The sequence below is a fragment of the Treponema saccharophilum DSM 2985 genome (assembly GCF_000255555.1).
GTDB classification, from domain to species: Bacteria; Spirochaetota; Spirochaetia; order Treponematales; family Treponemataceae; genus Treponema_D; species Treponema_D saccharophilum.
Window position 1 is genome coordinate 1 of the sequence record NZ_AGRW01000043.1, and the last position, 17,408, is coordinate 17,408.

The 17,408-nt window shown below is 51.7% G+C and carries 14 protein-coding genes; 7 read left to right on the forward strand and 7 right to left on the reverse strand.

What is annotated here, in order from left to right:
- Nucleotides 1-658 precede the first annotated feature (658 nt).
- Genes TRESADRAFT_RS05565 through TRESADRAFT_RS05585 form a run of 5 tightly spaced genes read left to right on the forward strand, consistent with a single transcriptional unit; the run spans nt 659 to nt 4,737 of the window.
- Nucleotides 659-1,537, forward strand: coding sequence for a glycosyltransferase (locus TRESADRAFT_RS05565; protein ID WP_002703667.1), 879 nt, complete (start codon nt 659-661; stop codon nt 1,535-1,537).
- A complete protein-coding gene (locus TRESADRAFT_RS05570; protein WP_002703668.1) occupies nt 1,530-2,066 on the forward strand; it encodes a haloacid dehalogenase-like hydrolase in 537 nt (178 codons plus the stop codon). Before TRESADRAFT_RS05565 ends, TRESADRAFT_RS05570 begins: the two co-directional genes overlap by 8 nt.
- The gene (locus tag TRESADRAFT_RS05575) at nt 2,056-2,850 is read left to right on the forward strand and encodes a hypothetical protein (protein WP_002703669.1); all 795 of its coding nucleotides are present in this window, start codon (nt 2,056-2,058) and stop codon (nt 2,848-2,850) included. Before TRESADRAFT_RS05570 ends, TRESADRAFT_RS05575 begins: the two co-directional genes overlap by 11 nt.
- Nucleotides 2,847-3,653 (forward strand): glycosyltransferase, encoded by an 807-nt coding sequence (locus tag TRESADRAFT_RS05580; protein WP_002703670.1) that lies wholly within the window; start codon nt 2,847-2,849, stop codon nt 3,651-3,653. Before TRESADRAFT_RS05575 ends, TRESADRAFT_RS05580 begins: the two co-directional genes overlap by 4 nt.
- 1 nt (nt 3,654) lies before the next feature.
- Nucleotides 3,655-4,737, forward strand: a complete 1,083-nt coding sequence (locus tag TRESADRAFT_RS05585; protein ID WP_002703671.1) for an NAD-dependent epimerase/dehydratase family protein — start codon at nt 3,655-3,657, stop codon at nt 4,735-4,737.
- Between the two features lie 65 nt (nt 4,738-4,802).
- Here the strand turns inward: TRESADRAFT_RS05585 and TRESADRAFT_RS05590 are convergent, their stop codons facing one another.
- The 4 genes from TRESADRAFT_RS05590 to TRESADRAFT_RS05605 all read right to left on the reverse strand — a co-directional run bounded on the left by TRESADRAFT_RS05590 (nt 4,803) and on the right by TRESADRAFT_RS05605 (nt 9,502).
- Nucleotides 4,803-5,495, reverse strand: a complete 693-nt coding sequence (locus TRESADRAFT_RS05590) for a metallophosphoesterase family protein (RefSeq protein ID WP_002703673.1) — start codon at nt 5,493-5,495, stop codon at nt 4,803-4,805.
- A gap of 150 nt (nt 5,496-5,645) precedes the next feature.
- On the reverse strand, nt 5,646-6,797 hold the full coding sequence (locus tag TRESADRAFT_RS05595) for a pyridoxal phosphate-dependent aminotransferase (RefSeq protein ID WP_002703674.1): 1,152 nt from the start codon (nt 6,795-6,797) through the stop codon (nt 5,646-5,648).
- Nucleotides 6,798-7,001: 204 nt separating this feature from the next.
- On the reverse strand, nt 7,002-8,336 hold the full coding sequence (locus tag TRESADRAFT_RS05600) for an MATE family efflux transporter (protein WP_002703675.1): 1,335 nt from the start codon (nt 8,334-8,336) through the stop codon (nt 7,002-7,004).
- Nucleotides 8,333-9,502: an SLC13 family permease gene (locus TRESADRAFT_RS05605; RefSeq protein WP_002703676.1), complete on the reverse strand. Its 1,170-nt coding sequence runs from the start codon at nt 9,500-9,502 to the stop codon at nt 8,333-8,335. The genes TRESADRAFT_RS05600 and TRESADRAFT_RS05605 overlap by 4 nt, the downstream gene beginning before the upstream one ends.
- Before the next feature lie 106 nt (nt 9,503-9,608).
- Between TRESADRAFT_RS05605 and TRESADRAFT_RS05610 the strand changes: the two genes are divergently transcribed.
- Nucleotides 9,609-11,567, forward strand: a complete 1,959-nt coding sequence (locus tag TRESADRAFT_RS05610; protein ID WP_040842358.1) for a hypothetical protein — start codon at nt 9,609-9,611, stop codon at nt 11,565-11,567.
- Nucleotides 11,568-11,754: 187 nt separating this feature from the next.
- Complete coding sequence (locus tag TRESADRAFT_RS15000) at nt 11,755-12,222, forward strand: single-stranded DNA-binding protein (protein WP_002703679.1); 468 nt, start codon at nt 11,755-11,757, stop codon at nt 12,220-12,222.
- A 111-nt stretch (nt 12,223-12,333) separates the two neighbouring features.
- Here the strand turns inward: TRESADRAFT_RS15000 and TRESADRAFT_RS05620 are convergent, their stop codons facing one another.
- The 3 genes from TRESADRAFT_RS05620 to mnmA form a co-directional block, all read right to left on the reverse strand.
- Complete coding sequence (locus TRESADRAFT_RS05620) at nt 12,334-14,637, reverse strand: peptidase U32 family protein (RefSeq protein ID WP_002703680.1); 2,304 nt, start codon at nt 14,635-14,637, stop codon at nt 12,334-12,336.
- Between the two features lie 276 nt (nt 14,638-14,913).
- On the reverse strand, nt 14,914-16,071 hold the full coding sequence (locus tag TRESADRAFT_RS05625) for a lipoprotein TP_1001-related protein (RefSeq protein WP_002703681.1): 1,158 nt from the start codon (nt 16,069-16,071) through the stop codon (nt 14,914-14,916).
- A gap of 128 nt (nt 16,072-16,199) precedes the next feature.
- Nucleotides 16,200-17,363: a tRNA 2-thiouridine(34) synthase MnmA gene (gene mnmA / locus TRESADRAFT_RS05630; RefSeq protein WP_002703682.1), complete on the reverse strand. Its 1,164-nt coding sequence runs from the start codon at nt 17,361-17,363 to the stop codon at nt 16,200-16,202.
- Nucleotides 17,364-17,408: the final 45 nt, after the last annotated feature.

Here is a 17,408-nt window from a genome sequence, read left to right on the forward strand (position 1 = left end):
GGATTCGATTGTCGACTTCAGCGGCAGGGAACCGTGCGACCCGGCAAGCCCATCGAACCTGGAGCGGCTCGAATATGTGTTCGACGCGAATTCGATGATGCTCAAGCATTTCATCTTCCCCGCCGACGTTTCGGAACAGGAATCGGCGGCGGCGTGACTTAGAACGCGAAAAAGGTCTGCAAGCGCCAACTCAGAACGCGAAAAAATCTGCAGGCGCGAATTTCCGCCACGGTAGGTACGCGCACCCGCGCGTGCCGGCGAACGCTTGCTCCAACCAAGCCGAACTTAGAACGCGAAAAAATCTGCAAGCGCCAACTCAGAACGCGAAAATGAACCGCAAGCGCGAATTTCCGCCACGGTAGGTACGCGCACCCGCGCGTGCCGGCGAACGCTTGCTCCAACCAAGCCGAACTCAGAACGCGAAAAAATCTGCAAGCGCCAACTCAGAACGGGAAAATGAATCGCAGGCGATTTTCCTAAAGCCCGCGTTCGTGTAATATCTGTATGCAAAATACTTTATTGCTTTGATACGACAGAGATGATGGCAATAATTGCATTGCTGAATTTACCTAGTAATAGAGTTGTTATACATAAAAAATGCAGAACTAAGTTTTTGCGATATGTGGGGCTATACCTTAGAAAATAAAGGAATGTCAATATGATATACGCTTTGGTTACGATTTATAATCCAGACAAATCTGTTACAGATAATATGCTTGCTCTTTCTGCTCAAGTTGATAAGGTTTATCTTCTTGACAATAGCAATACTGATAATTCTGCCCAATTCTCTCCTGTAAAAAATGCTGAATATATCTTTCTTGGGGAAAATCTTGGTTTATCGGCTGCATTTAATCGTGTACTCAAAGAAAAGTTGTTTAATGATGATGATTTTATAATCTTTTTTGACCAAGATTCTCATATTTCGGATGGTCATATAAGTATTCTTTGTGACGAATACAAAAAAATTGAAGATAGAGGTTTTGCAGTAGGCTGTCTTGGACCAGTGTATTTTAATACAAGCAGTGGAAAAGTTGAGATACCTCATCAGAAAACAAAATTGTCAGAACATTCTTACAAGGTAACAAGCATTATCACATCTTCTATGCTTGTTTGTTACGGAGAATTAAAAGCAATTGGCTTTTGGAACGAAGATATCTTTCTTGATATGGCAGACTGGGATTTATGTTGGCGATTCATTGCACATAAAAAGTTATGTTGTATGACAGATGCTGTTACTTTGCATCATACGCTCGGAAATGGCGAAAAGAAAATAGGATTTTTAAGAATATATGAATGGCATGCCACAAGAAGTTATTATCAAACTCGGGATAGCTTGTATTTGCTAAAAAAAAGATATGTCCCATTTAAATTTCGCATTAACCTTCTATTATTGATTACAGTTCGACCTTTTATACATTTTATTCTTTTTAATAATAAGGCAGAAAGAATTACCTATGTAAAAAAAGCATTTGCAGATTATTTTAGAAACAAAAAAGGTTCAATTTCTTTTTATAGGAACGAGAAAAAAGATGAATGATTTAATTAATATACAAAAACTTGCGGTTTTCGACCTTGACGGAACTTTATGGTCTGTAAATTCTCATTATGAACTACTGAATTTGTATTACAAAACTAAGTTTTGGACATCGTTTTCGTATAAATTCATAGCAAAAATAGTCCCTTTTTTTGCTATATGGTTACGAAATCGTTATTTTTCAGCAGTAACTGATGAGTATATTTCTACAGTGACATTTCCTTTTGATGAACAGTTTGTGCGTTTGTTAGAAGAAAAACGCAAAAATGGATTTTTCGTCCTTATTGTATCTAACGCTCCTCGTGAAATAATTGTAGAAAAAGCTGCAGAACGATTAAATTGTGAATATCTTTGTGCACAAGAAAACAAAAAACTCGAAACGGTAAGAAAAACTTATGATTATAAATCTCTTTTTGTTTGCACTGACAATAAGACAGATTGTGATTTGCTTTCTGATGCAGATGACTATTATATCGTCGCCAATAAGCGAAATAAATTTTTTTTTATAGAAAGAGGTTTTCATGTTGAGTAATTCATTTTTCTTTCTGCCTCTTTTGTATCGATTTCATACAAGAAAATCAGGTCGATTCACTGTTATACCATTCTTGCTTACAGATTTTTTACCTCCTTTAGCATTTTTAGTTAGTGATGGTATTTCATTGTCAGCAGAATTCTTTATTACCTATGCAATTGCTTATCTTGCAATGTTCAATTGCTACGAATTCGGATATATGATAAATGACGCTATCACAATTTTGCATGAGATAAAACCTACAATTCGTCTAACTGAAAGTGAAAGAGAGTTTTTTTATAAAGATGGAATCTTAATAGCAGGCGTAAGATGCTTTTTCTTGATTATATTTTCTTTTGCTTTGCGATTTCTATTTTCAATTTCCGTTGAAACAATGATTTTGGGCTGCTTATTATTGCTTTTTGCTTATTGCGTGAATAATCATTATAGAAATGGCTTTCGTTTTATTGCAAACTTGCTTTTAAATCTTTCAAAATATGTTATTCCAGTTTTGCCATTTGCACTTTGGAATAATCAATTTGCATACATACTTTTATTTTGTATGTTCCCATTACCCCGTTTTTTGTGCTTTTTTATAAAACATGCAGTTAAGAAATATGATAAGTTCTTGGATTTCATACAATTTTTTACCTCGTTGATTTGTAGTTTTTTAGCTGTATTCTTATATCAATTACGAGAAATAGAATCTTTTACAGTCATATTTTGTTTTTGCTTCTTTATATATCGCTTAGCTGTCTTCCTAATGCATAATATTTCTAATACGAATAAGGAGTGCAATAAATGACTTTCTCTGTTCTTCAATCCGTCTACCGTCGTGATAATCCCGTTTTTCTCTCGCAATCTTTGCAGTCCATTGCAGATAACACTTTGCAGCCAGTTCAAATTGTTTTGGTCAAAGACGGCACTCTTACATCAGCACTCGAAACTGTAATTTCAGAGTGGCAGTCAAAACTACCGCTTAAAGTAGTCGGCTATGAGCAGAATCAAGGACTTGCTCACGCACTCAATTACGGTTTGCAGTTTGTGGAAACAGAACTCGTTGCCCGAATGGACAGCGATGACATTTGCTATACAGACAGATTTGAAAAACAATTAAATGAGTTTAAAGCACAACCTGAACTTGCTCTTCTCAGTGGATATATTGATGAATTTAACGATAATCCTGACACGATTGTAAGTACTAGAATTGTACCTTTGGAACATTCAGAAATAAAGGAATATTTAAAAAAAAGGAATGCTTTCAATCATATGGCTGTTATGTTTAAGAAATCTGCTGTTATTGAAAGCGGAAATTATAAAAAAGTTCCATATTTTGAAGATTATGATTTATGGATCAGAGTAATTCAAAAAGGTTTCTTATCTAAGAATATTCCAGAAAAACTTGTAAAGGCAAGAATTGGTAATGATATGATTGGACGAAGACATGGACTTGCTTATTCTAAGCACGAGATATTCTTCTTAAAACGACAGTTTAAAACAGGTTTTATTTCTAAAAGTGAATATAGGAAACTTATCTTGTTACGTGTTCCTGTGCGTTTATTACCGAAAGGCTTACTAAAATTAGTATATAAATTGTTGCGAGGTTAAAATGACAATCACAGTAATTGGTGGAAGTGGTTTTGTTGGAACAAGACTTGTTAAGCGTTTGCTTGCAAGCGGACATACAGTAAAAATTGCAGATAAAAGAAAATCTGTCACATATTCTGATTTATGGGTAAGATGTGATATAAGAAATGCACCGAATGAAACTGCTGATTATCCAGAAAGTCTAACAGATGCAGCTTCTGCTCCAGGAAAACATGACGAAGCTGTAAAAGCAATGCCGATGCACTCACTTCTTGATGTTTTGAAGGGTAGTGATGTTGTAATAAATCTTGCAGCGGAACACCGCGATGATGTTACACCAAAATCTTTGTATGACGAAGTAAATGTGCAGGGAAGTGAAAATATCTGCAAGGCTTGTTCGGAGCTTGGAATTAAGAAAATCATTTTTACAAGTTCTGTAGCTGTCTATGGATTTGCTCCAATTGGAACTGATGAAACAGGAGAAATCAATTATTTCAACGATTACGGTCGCACAAAATATCTTGCTGAGGGTAAATACCGTGATTGGCTCAAAGAAAATCCTTCAAACAATGCAGTCATCATTCGCCCAACTGTTATTTTTGGCGAGCAGAACCGCGGTAATGTCTATAATCTTCTTCGCCAGATTGCAAGTGGTCATTTTCCTATGGTTGGCAAAGGCACAAACAAAAAGAGCATGAACTATGTAGAGAATGTGGCAGCATTTATTGAATACGAACTTTCTCACGATACAGAAGCTGGTGAACATCTCTACAACTACTGCGATGAACCTGCTTACGACATGAACCATCTTGTTCTTGATGTGTATAAATGTCTTGGAAAGAATAAGACAAAGTTGTTCCACTTTCCATACTGGTTGGCATACTTTGGCGGAATGTGCTTTGATTTGCTTGCATTTATAACTCGTCGCAAGTTCCCGATTAGTGCAATCCGAGTAAAGAAGTTCACACAAAACACATACTTTGTTGGTTCAAATATCAAGAAAACTGATTTCGTGCCGCCTGTTGCTCTGGAGCAGGGGCTAAAGCAGACTATTGACTACGAGTTTGTGAACAAGGTACGCGGGCATACGTTCAGTTGCGAGTAAAAAAAGAAGGACCCGCACCGGCAACAGCCGCGCACGGATTCTTCTTATTCCCCTGCCACGGAAAATCAGAGCGACTTGAGCTCGGCGCTTTTGACGCTCCACGTGCCGCCGGCGTTGTCAAGCTCGACGACGGCGTATTTTCCTTCGGCGAGGCTTCCGGGGTTGACGACGGTGGACGAGCCGACGCGGGAGATTCCTGCGGACTCATGGATGTGGCCGGTGACGACGAGGACCGGCTCGTATTTTTCGATGAACGAGCGGAGGAGCGCGCTTCCGACGTGGATTCCGCCGGGAATCATGTCGCAGTCGGTGTCCTTCGGCGGGTTGTGCATCACGAGGACGAGCGAATTCCACTTGCCGTTCTCATCGGCGCAGCTTTCCGCAGACGAATCGACAAGGGAGAAGTCGGAAAGGATGTCCTCCTCGTCGCGCTCGTTCGGGGTGTCGCCGGAAAAACGCGTGCCGCCGCCCGCACCCGCGAACGCAAGCCCCTCGTGGAACGCAAGCGTCCGCTCCACGGAAATGTCCGCGGACTCGATTTCGTCGAGGAACGACGGCTCGTCGCAGTTCCCGATTACGGAAAAAATCGTCCCGTGCTTCTCAAGCAGTTTTTCGAGGACGGGCTTTCCCGTCTCGCTTTTCCCGAACGCGGCAAAGTCGCCGCCGAAAATCACGGCATCGCAGGACGAGAATTCGCCGTCAAGGGCGTCGATGTTCGCGACGTTGCCGTGTATGTCGGACAAAACAAGAAATTTCATCAAAAACCTCCATATATTTTATAGGCTATTGCCCGTAAAAACAGCCGATTCAGGCTTTGCCGTGCCGGGCGGATTCCGCAAAAGCGGTCCGGCACGACACTTTTTCGTATCAGCGCGATTTTTGGACTGCGCAAAAACAGTTTCCGCGGCTCAGATGTTCTCCATCGCGGACTTGAGCTCCTCCATCTGCGCGGCAGTCCCTATCGTTATGCGGAGGAAATCCTCGATTCCCGGCGTCGAGAAGTGGCGGACGAGGATTCCACGCTCCTTTATCGCGCGGTATGTCTCCTCGCCCCGGACGCCGTTCTTTCTGACGAAAACGAAATTCGTGCGGCTCCCGATTACCTCCCAACCGCGCTCGCGAAGGAATGCGGAGAACGACTCGCGGACGGAGACAACCTTCTTCGCGCAGCCGACGTAATACGCCGCGTCCTCGCATGCCGCGATTCCCGCTGTCTGCGCGACGAAATCTATCGGGAAGTGGTTGAGGGAATTCTTCACCGTCGTGACGTAATTCACGAGTTTCGGGCTAGAGACGATGAACCCGAGCCGCTGCCCCGCACCGCAGAGCGACTTCGAGAACGTCCGCACAATCACTAGGTTGTCGAATTCGGCAAGGAGCGGGATGGAGCTTTCTCCGCCGAAATCGACGTACGCCTCATCGACGACGAAAACCCTGTCCTTCGGCGCGCGCCGTATCATATCGCGAATCTCGGCACGGGAAAGCGCGATTCCCGTCGGCGCGTTGGGGTTCGCGAAAATCGTCCCGGAATCGCGCGCGGTCGCGTCGCCTATCATCCGCTCGACGTCAAGCGTCCAGTCCGATTTGAGCGGCACGCGGTCGAGCGGAATCTGGTAGAATCCGGCATAGACGGGATAGAAGCTGTACGTGTGCTCGGGAACGACAAGCTCGCGGTCGGAGCCGAAGAACGCGTAGAACACGAAGCTGAGCACCTCGTCCGAGCCGTTCCCGCAGTAAATCATGTCGGGCGTCACCTCGAACGGAATCCTGTCCTGTGCTGCGGGGGAGACGTTGCCTTTTTCGTCGACGTCAGCCCTGCAGAGAACGCCTCCCGTCCTGTTGAGCATCCCCGCGATTGCAGCCTTGAGCGAGGACGAGTCGGGGTCCGGGTAGAGGCCGAGCTTTTCGGGATGGGCGCGCACGGCGCCGCAGACCGCATCGATTACGCGCGGGGACGGCGGATACGGATTCTCGTTCGCGTTCAGCTTGATGTACTGCCTGTCCTTCGGCTGCTCGCCCGGGACATACGGGTGAAGGTTCTCCATTCTGTTCGATACCATTTCTCACACTCTCCGATTTTTTGTTTTCGCCCGTCCGGATTCCATTCAGCCGGGCTTTGCCTCAAAAGACGATTGCGCGAACAGGATTCGCCTGGGAAATCCTGTTGCGGGCGCGTCTATTCTACTTTTTTGCGGATGTGCTTGCCACCCCTCAGCCATCCCAAGCCAGGGCAAACTCCATGAACATGAGCCCTGCATCCATCACTAGCGGAGGCGGCGCCTCATAACCACGAAGAACGCGATTCCCATCGCGGCAATCGTGATGACCCACGTGAGCGGATAAATCGAAAGGAGGAGCTCCCACGAGCGGTTCGACGGGAAGACGAACCGTATCCAAAGGAGGCGCAGAAAGCACGAGCCGATGAGGACTATGACGGACGGAAGCATCGACACGCCGAGCGCCCTCATGCATCCGGCGGGTATCTCGTAAATTCCCGGCATGTACTCGAAAAATTCGACGCACATCGTCCTCCTGACCGCATAGTCGAGCGCGACGGGATCGTCCGTGTAGACGCCCATGAAGAATTCGCGGAAGACAGAGAACGCCACCGCCTCAACAGCCGTCAGGAACGTCCCGCAGACGAGGCAGAGGAACGCGACGCGCCTGCACCGCCCGAATTCGCGCGCGCCGTAATTCTGGCTGGTGAACGTGACGGCCGTCTGCGAGAATGCCGACGTCACGAAGAACGTGTAGTACTCGTAGTTGAGCGCCGCAGCCGAGCCTGCCATAGCCTGCGAGCCGAACGTGTTTATCGCCGACTGTATGCAGATGTTCGAGAACGAGAAGACCATCCCCTGCACGCCGGAGGGAAGCCCGACGCGCATCATCCACAAAAGATGCTTTTTCCTGAACGAAAGCCGCCGGAAGCTGAACTTCATCGCGCCCTTCTCCCCCATCATGAAGAAGCAGACCATCGTCGCGCTGACCGCCTGAGCCGCGACAGTCGCAAGCGCGACCCCGGCGACGCCCATCTTGAAAACGACGACGAGAAGCATATTGAGCGCGACGTTCACTATCCCCGAGACGATGAGGGCGGCGAGCGGCCGTTTCGTGTCGCCCTTGCTTCTGAGAATCGCCGAGCCGAAGTTGTAGAACGTGCTGAACGGCATCCCGCAGAAAAAAATGCGCAGGTACTCGGTCGCAAGCGGCATGACGTCGTCTGGCGTCGAAATCCACGAGAGTATCAGGCGCGACAGGAAAATCCCGGCGAAGATGAGCGCGACGCCACCCGCGACGGCAACCGCCATTATCGTGTGCACGGCATCGGAAAGCTCGTCCTCCTTCCCCTGCCCTATCAGCGTCGCCACGACGACGTTTCCGCCCACGCTCATGCCGACGAAGAGGTTTATGATGATGTTTATGATAGGCCCGTTCGAGCCGACGGCAGCGAGCGCCTCGCTTCCGACATACCGCCCGACGACGGCAAAATCCGCGGAGTTGAACAGCTGCTGCAGGATGCTCGTCGCCGCGAGCGGAAGCGCGACCGCGAGGATTTTCCCCAGAAGCGGCCCGCTGACCATATCCATCCGGCCCTTCATGCGACGAACCTCGCGGAAAGGAGCGCGGCAAGGAACAGCACGTTGACGGCCGTGAACATCGAGATGAAAAGAAGCGCGCGCCCGTTCCTCGCCGTGAAGATGTTGAACGAAATCAGGCTAGCGAGCGAGGCGACGAGCGTCCCCAGCCCGCCGAAATCGACGCCGAGCAGGAGCCCCTCGACATCGGCCGCGAAATTGTAGAGCATCAGCGTCGCGGGGACGTTGCTGACGACCTGGCTGACGGCAAGCGACACAAGAAGCTCGTTCCCGCGCATCGACTCCCCGAGGAACGCGCGCAGCGAAGGTATCGAGGCGATGTTCCCCGAGAACACGAAGAACGACGCGAACGTGAGGAGCAGGAACCAGTCCACCCTCCTGAAAGCGGCCCTGTCGAACGCGGCGCACAACGCGAGGACGGAAAGCGCCGACGCCCATTTCGGGACAAGCCGCCCGACGGAAAGGATGCACAGCGCGAAAAGGAGCGCGTACATCAGGGAAAGGCGGCGCCTCACCCTGAACGTGCCGCCGAATTCAGCGAGTCGCTCGAACGGGGCGACGTCGGAAAGGCACGCGTCGGAGCAGATTCTGCGGGAATCCTTGTCGCGGGGAATTGCGGCGATGACGAGAGACACAAGAAGCGCGAGAGAGAGCGCCGAGTACGGAAGGAGCAGCGCCGAGAAGGAGAGCGCGGACATTCCCGTCTTGTTGAATATGAAGAGGTTCTGCGGGTTCCCGACGGGTGTGAGCATGCTTCCCGTGTTCGCCGCGACGGTCTGAAGGACGACGACGAACGCGAGGCGCGGCGCGGAAATCCGCCCAGAGAGAAGCGTGATTGAGAACGGGACGAACGCAAGCAGGGCGACGTCGTTCGTGACGAGCATGCTGAAGAAGAATGTCATGAGGACGAGGACGAGCGACAGCGAGCGGGCCGACTTCGCGCGGGAGCATATGGCGCGGGCAAGCTTCCCGAAGATGCCGCAGGACTCAAGCCCGGACACCGCGGCCATGAGCGCGAAAAGAATGAAAAGCGTATCCCAATCGATATATGACAGATACGCGGACGACGGCGGCACGATGAACGAAGACGCGACGGCGGCGGCGAAAGAGGCGCAGAAAACAGCGCGCTTCCTCAAGAAGCCCGTAATCAAAGATTTTTCAAAAGACATGACACAAGTTATACCAATTGCGGACGTTTTGAGAAAGAAGCAAAGTCGGGCAAGACTGGCGGCGGAGAACTATCAATTTTCATAAGCCTTTGGTAAAATGCGTTCCATGGCAACTACAAACATTCTTTCGATTCTCAAATTCTTCGCCTCCAAACAGAAAAGCGGGGTCGTCGATTTTGGTGAATTCTGCGCATATCTGAAAAAATATTCCGAGCACCACCTCGAGGAGCTTCCGTCGCTCTCCTGCTACATCGAGGACACGGTGAAATCTCTTCTTCCCGAGCTTGAGAAACTCATCTCGGCGAGGCAGGTCGCGATAACGGAGCTTGCGAACGAGAAGAAGATGATAAACGTCGTCCCGTACTTCGTCGACAAATTCGCCGAGCGGTACAAGGACATCGAGGCGACGCCGAACCTCCCGTTCCCCACGATTGCCGACCTTCCGAAGATAACGCCGAAGACAATCGTCACGACGGACAGCGCGGACTCAATCCTCTACAAATTCCTCGACAACCAGGAGCTGAACGACAGGACGCTTTACGGGCTGATTCTCCCGAACGACGAGCCGATAATCATCCTTCCGTCGAACGTGGAGGTGAAGGGGCTCGTGGAGAACAGCCTCGCGAAAGTCCAGTACATGCTCAAGAAGGAAGGATACCACGACTATTTCCTCAAGAAGCTCACGGGAACGAACCCCGGCAAGGAGCTGACCGCGAAGAATTTCTTCAACAGGTTCGTGGACAGGCCCGACCACGCGATAGAGATTCTCAGCCAGTCGAGCGAGGACTTCTACCTCTGGCACCAGCTCTGCTACTTCATAAAGCAGGACTACAAGAAGGTGAAGGACTACACGCAGGAGGACATCTCCACGATTCAGGCGATAATGATTACGGAGATTGCCGCGAACTACTTCAAGAGCCGCGCGATGGACAAGTCGAAGAGGGACACCGCGCTCAAGACGCTCGACCAGCTGCTGAACAAGCCGCCGTACTACTTCACCTACGACGACATCACGACGTTCGTCGACTCGAAGGGGCAGCCGCTCCTCAGCCAATACTCGGAGCAGGATTTGAAGGACTGGCTCCACGAGAAATCGACGGGCGGGGACGCGCATTCACTTCCCGACCTGCTCATATTCAAGATGGAGGACGAAAAGAAATACTTCATCTTCAAGTCGAAGATTCTCCAGCTCGTCATCAGGCTCTGCACGGAGGCTCGCGAGGTCGTCAGGCGGACGATTACGGACCACTGGTACATCGTCCTCAAGAATTTCGGCTCGCTCCCGGAGATGCACGACCAGCAGGCGTTCGAGGCGAGGCTCCAGCAGGAAGTCCGCGAGCAGTCGCCCGTCCTCTACTCGCTCCTCACGGCATCGTTCCTCCCGCTCCTCACGTATGAGAAATTCGGCGACGAGGATGCCGACAAGGTGACGCTCTTCGCAAACGGCGAGCTCATCCCCTACAGCGAGCTTCTCCTCATGAACAGGCACGAAATCCTCACCGACTCGAAAATAAAGCTCCCGTTCTGGTACACGCTCCCGGTCATCTCGTGGATAGCGAAGATGATGCTCAAGCAGCCGAAGCGCAGGCGGAACATAAAGCCGAAGACATCGGCGCAGCAGTACCACGAGAAGGAGTCGAAGGAAAGCCTCGAGAACATGGAGACGAACGCGATGATATCGAAGAATTCGAACATCTCGCGGAAAATCCAGCTCAAGGAAGCGGCGCGCTCCGCTGAGAAGAACCTCGTCTCGGAGAAATCCACCCTCGACAGGGAGCTCGAGTCATACGAGCACATCTGGAACAAAAAGCTCGGGGAAAGCCGCACGAACCTCACGGAGGACGTGAACGTCCTTATCCGCGACTACATGAGGACCGTGCTCAGGACGATGTCCCCGTCGGGATTCACCATCGAAAGAATCAGGAGCCTCGCCTCGACGCTCACGAAAACGCCCGCCCTCATGAAAATCGGGGAACTTGACGCGCTCGAACGGTACATCCAGCTCTACATAATAAAGCTCGTGAAGAATCTTCCGACGTATTCCCAGCTCGAGTCGCTGAAATAGCGCCGAAGGGGATTCGGAACCCGCCGTCTTGAAGCAAAAGCGCGCCTCAAGACGGCGTTTTTTTTGCCCGGAGAAAAAACGGAAAAAAATCGGGAAAATCCTGATTTTTTTGAAAAAAAGCGCGAGCCGTGAAGAACTTATATGCGAGGCGCAAAAACGCCGCGAAAAAAAACAAGGAGGCATTTTTATGGGTGCACTTAACCAGGTAATCATCGAGGGAAACGTAGTCAGGGACGTCTCCATACGGGAGAAGCCGTGGGGTACGAAATTCTGCGTCGTGTCGTTGGCAGTGAACCACTACTACAAGGACAGGCAGGGCAATTTCGCGGAGGAGGTCGGATTCTACGACGTGCACGTGTTCGGGGAGGCGAACGCGCAGAATCTGGTGAAGAACGGAAAAAAAGGCGTGCCGCTCCGCGTAATCGGAAGGCTGAAGCAGGAAAGATGGAAGAACAGCGACGGCAAGCAGGCCTCCCGGAATTTCATCGTCGCGGCGCACGTCGACTATCTCAAGCGGCAGACAAAAACGCAGGACAATGCCGAGGAGGCGAAGAGCAAGGAGGAGGCGACGAAAAACGAGATTTTCGACATGACCCGCCGGATGAACGACACCACGGACTCGCTGACGGTCGATGAGGCGGATGCGGCATTCTAACATCCCACAAAAAACAAGCCCGCGCTGTCTTTTCCGGCAGCGCGGGCTTCCGCCGCATGGCATAGGCGCATTCAAAAGCTCCGGCAGGCAGAACCGCCGGTTATACAGAAATCAGCTTTTTCTTCCGCGCCTTCCGCCGCGAGCATTTCCGCGGGGAGCGGGACCGTTCCGGCCCCTTCCCTTCCCGGAAAAATTCTTGTCGAACTTCGTCATCGCCTTCAGCTCGTTCTGGCGCTCGTTCATCGCCTTGTACTCCTCAATCTTCTCCGGATTGTAAAAGCCGTCCTTCCAGTTGAAGCGCGACGCGTCCTGTATGGGCTGCTGCTTCGCCATCGACGACGAGACGAGCTTGAGCTCCTGCTTCGAGAGCGTCGTGTGCGAGAAGTCGAGGAGAATCCTCGAGAAGCCGCCGCGGTTTATCGTCTCAACCTTGTCCGCGACAGAGAACGGCGCCTCGGGCATCACGAGCGAGCCGTCGGAATTGGAAAGCACCTTGAATTCCATTCCCTCCTTGTCCCGGAAATACGTGAAGTCGTAATCAGCCGGAAGCCTGAACCTCATGCGGAAAAGCGCCGGATACGCGTAGACCGTAATCATCACGCGCTCGCGCACGGACGGCTCGAACGTCGACTTTATGTTGTCCCACGAATTCTCCAGCGGCGTTATGAACGCGCCGATATTCTGGTTCTCAAGCCATGACACCGCCCATCGGTTGAACGTATAGAGATACGGCCCCGCAATCACGTTCACGCCATCGGCGCGGTATTTTCTGAGCATACCGATATGCGCGACATTGTTCGCGACGAACGTCCTGAACCCATCCTCGACAAGCTTCCTTATGTTCTCCGCGACGTCATCCTCCTTCGATGCCGGGCAATACGGGTCGAGCGAGATTATCACCTGCTTTTTCGAGAGGGGAAGCGCGGTCTTTTTCTCGACAAGGTCGCGAACCGTGCCGGAATTCAATTCAAGTATCACGCGCACGGGATTCTTCGACTGGGCGACGAAAACATCGGAGACGGTCGAAACCTGGATGTACAGCCCCGCCGGAAAATAAGAAAGCTCGTTTTTCTGGACGGGCGTCAGGTCGAGCACGGGAAGGACCTCCGCGCCCGGCTGCTGGCGGAATTTCCCGATGTCGTTGGGAAGGACGCGCGGGTATCGTTTCGACATGGATTTCGTCTGGAGCAGATAGACCTCGTCGCCGCGGCGGAACCCGACAGGAACGTCGATAAAGCGCGTGCCGTCCTCGTCGAACCAGACAGTCCTGACCTTATGGCTAACGCGGCCGGTATCGTCCGCGCGATGGAGGCGTATCGAGTCACCCGGATCGGGGTCGTAGTTTCCGCCGGAAAGGTGCGCGAACGCAATCCGGTAATCCTCGGGGGCCGCATCTGGACCGGCCGCCTCCGCCGCGCGCTGCTTCGCCTCATCTGTAGCCTGCTCGAAGCGGTCTATCTTCCCGAGGTAAATTCCCGTTCCGCCCGCCTGATTCGGGTTGAGTATGAGGGAGCCGGCTTTTTCGACGCCCTCCTCGTTCGTCTTGAAATTGTACCAGTAGGAGGTCTTCGAGCGCGCGAAATCCGTTGACAGGAGGCGCTTTGCCGTCGCGAGCGCGCCCTTCCTGTCCTCCTTGTAATGGTCCATGAGATACCTGTAGGCCGCGACGACGGAGCCGACGTACTCCGCGCTCTTCATCCTACCCTCAATCTTGAACGACTCCACGCCGATTTCCATCAAATCGGGAATCTTCTCGATGAGCTGCATGTCGCACGGGGAGAAGTAGAATCCCTGCCGCTCGCCCTCGCTCGTGTCCGCAGTGTAGAAACGGCGGCATGCCTGGGTGCACATACCGCGGTTTGCGCTCTTCCCTCCGAGATAGCTTGAGAAAAGGCACAGTCCGGACTCGCTGACGCAGAGCGCGCCGTGGATGAACATCTCAATCTCCGCGCTCGTGTTCTCCTTTATCTTCCTGATTTCCTCAAGCCCGAGCTCGCGCGCGACGACGACGCGCTTCAGGCCTTCCTTGCTGAGTAGGTTCACGCCCGCAGCGCTCTCGACATTCATCTGCGTGGAGCCGTGCAGCTCAAGGTTCGGGAAGAATTCCTGGCACATCCTCACGACGCCGAAATCCTGCACGATAAGCCCGTCCGGCCCGATGCGGTTGAGATACCCGAGAAAACGGTAGAGCCGCTCAAGGTCGCGCTCCTCGCTCACGGTGTTGACGGTAACGTAAATCTTCTTGTTCTGCCTGTGAAGCGACGAAACGGCCGCCTCGAACTGGTTCCACGCAAAGTTCGACGAGCGGAGCCGCGCGTTGAAGCTCTTCAAACCGAGATATACCGCATCGGCGCCCTCGCCAATCGCGGCATCCAATGCCTCTATGTTGCCCGCAGGCGCCAATAATTCCGACATGATTTCACCTCTCTAAAATGATATTCAAACTCTTTTCTTATCTTTTTGTCTCAAAAAGAATCTATCAGATTTGGCGATAAATTGCCATTTTCCGAGACGCCATTCCGCACACGCACGCGCAGAAAAACGACAGCGACGCCGCCCGGGAAAGATGCCCGGACGGCGTCGCTTTTTGAGGACATTCACGCGTTCAAAATCGACCTGCCTGAAAATTCTTTTCCGAGCAGGTCAAAACTTCATACGTGTTCAGACATGCAGCGCAAGCAATTGCCTATCCTAATTTCCGGCTTTGACACTGCTGTTCGGAAGCCCTGGTGTTGCGCCCGGATTTTTTTTGTCCGCACTTTTTGTAACAATCCAATCCTCCGTTCTTGTCGGAATAAAATCCGGAATATCGTCTTTTCCAAGATACAGCCCGCTCAGCTCCGCGATATTCTGGCGGGAAACGGTGCTGTTCTGCGCCGTATTGTCCGTATGGATGACATCTGAAATCTCGATGCCCGATTTCCAAATTCCGATTGAAAAAAGCTCCTCGCATATTTTCCTCTGCTTTTGCGACCATTCTTTTTTAGAGGACTGCGACATTATTATCCCATCCAATATATTGGAATCGCCATCCTCCAGCAGGACAATATCATTTTTGCCGACAAGCTTGTCATCAGTTGAAACCCATAAATCCCATGCAGTCGGGGAACTGTCTTTTGCTTTCGCCGCAGTCTTATCCGAAATTTCAGAAACAGCGCCCGCGACATTTCCAGAATTCCGCATATGTACGGTTATGTAATCACCCGCGGACACATTCACGCTCGGAAAGACAAACGGGAACAATGAGTCTTTGCCGTCTATCGTCGCAGTGTCGAGCGTAAGCCCGCATATATTTCCGCCACGCAAAGCAAAAAGCTCGACGAATTCGCAATATTTATCCTTTGAATATTCCGTACGAACCTCGCTCAGGATAAGGCGCGCGGGCATGGCGTTGTAGCCGTAGAACTCCTGCTCGTATGACTGCGAGTTCCCGTCGGCATCGAACACGGTCATGCTCAGCTTGTAGCTAGAGCCGACATCCGTGGAGACGGGAAGCGCAATCCGCGCGCAAAGCCCGGAATCGTCGAACGACACGCTGTCGCCAGCTATGGAAAAAACGCTCCCGTCAGCATCCGTGAAGGTTATCCCCTCGACGGAAACTTTCCTCGAAAAAGAAACCTGCACGGCGGATGCGGAGACGGCAGAGCACGCGACGACTTTCGGCGACGTTATTCTCCCGTCCTCGCTCGCGCTTCCGGTCGTCTCGCCCTCTATTTTCAGCTCATCGTCATCGGACGACTTGCAGGAAACAGGCAGCACGGGCATAAGCGCCGCCCCGGAAAAAAGCGCGACGCTCGCGACGAACCTGATGGCGGCGCGGATGCCGCCGTTGACAAAACCTTTTTTCATATGAACCTCCTTAGTTCTTCTGCACAGAAGTTCTTCGCGGGAGGCCGTTTTTTTCAAAAAGCGTAGATAAATTCGTGTTATTTTTTTGGAAAAACAACGGGCGGCACTTTTTCCATGCCGGCGGAGGCTCACTCGGGGCGCGAGATGATTCCGCCGCCGACAATCGCGCCGTCGATGTAGAGGACGGCAGACTGACCGGGAGCGACCGCACGCTGCGGCTCGGAGAATTCTACGCGCCACGCCTTGCCCGAAAAATTACCGTCATCGCCGCGGAATTCCGACACGCGGCATTTCACCGGACGGCTCGCGAGGCGTATTTTCACCATCGCGTCGAACGGCCCCGAAGGCTCGGCTCCCCCCGCCCAGACAAAATCGTCGGCGATGAGGGACGGGCACAGGAGGTCGTCATTGTCGGCAAGAACGACGACGTTCCGCTTCGCGTCAATCGAATGGACGTAGAGCGGGCGCGTCGAGCTGACCCCGAGCCCCTTCCTCTGCCCGACCGTGTAATGCTCGATTCCGCGGTGTCGTCCGAGAACATGCCCGTCGAGGTCGATTATGTCGCCGGGAACGCTCGGCTTGTCCTTGAAAAGATGCTCGAAATATTCCGGCGGGATGAAATCCTGGCTCTCCGCGCGCTCGGCCGCAGCAAGCCCGCGCGCGCGCGCCATCTCGAACACGTCGCGCTTCTCAGTGAAGCCGAGGGGGAAGCGCACTTTCTCGAGGACGGGAGACGGAATCCTATAGAGGAAATACGCCTGGTCCTTCGACACGTCGCGCGCGCACGATATCATCGCGGGACGGGCATCCGTTCCCCACAAACCGGACGACGGGCGGACGATTTTCGCGTAATGGCCCGTGCAGAAATAATCGAAGTCGATTCCAAGGCCGGCGACCCCCTCAAGCAGGGCACCGAATTTTATAACAGAATTGCACCGTATGCACGGGTTCGGGGTGCGTCCCGCCCTGTATTCCGCCTTGAAATAATCGATTACGCGCTTCTGGTACGCCTCCTTGACGTCTATCACATGGTACTCGATTCCGGACTTCTCGCAGAACGCGCGGCACTGCTCGATGTCCTCAAGCTCATCGGGCCCGTAGCAGGAGCTTCTCAAGGTTTTTCCGTCGGGAAGCTCGGGAAGGTCGCCCTTCCAAAGAGACATCGTGACCCCAATGACGCGGCATCCCTTCTCCTTCAAAAGCGCTGCCGTCAGCGTCGAGTCGACGCCGCCTGAAAGGCCGACGACAACGGTGTCGCCCTCGCGCGGCATATCCAAATCAACATATTCCATCAAAAAATCCTCCCGAAAAACAAAAAAGGCGGGCAGGCGCATCAG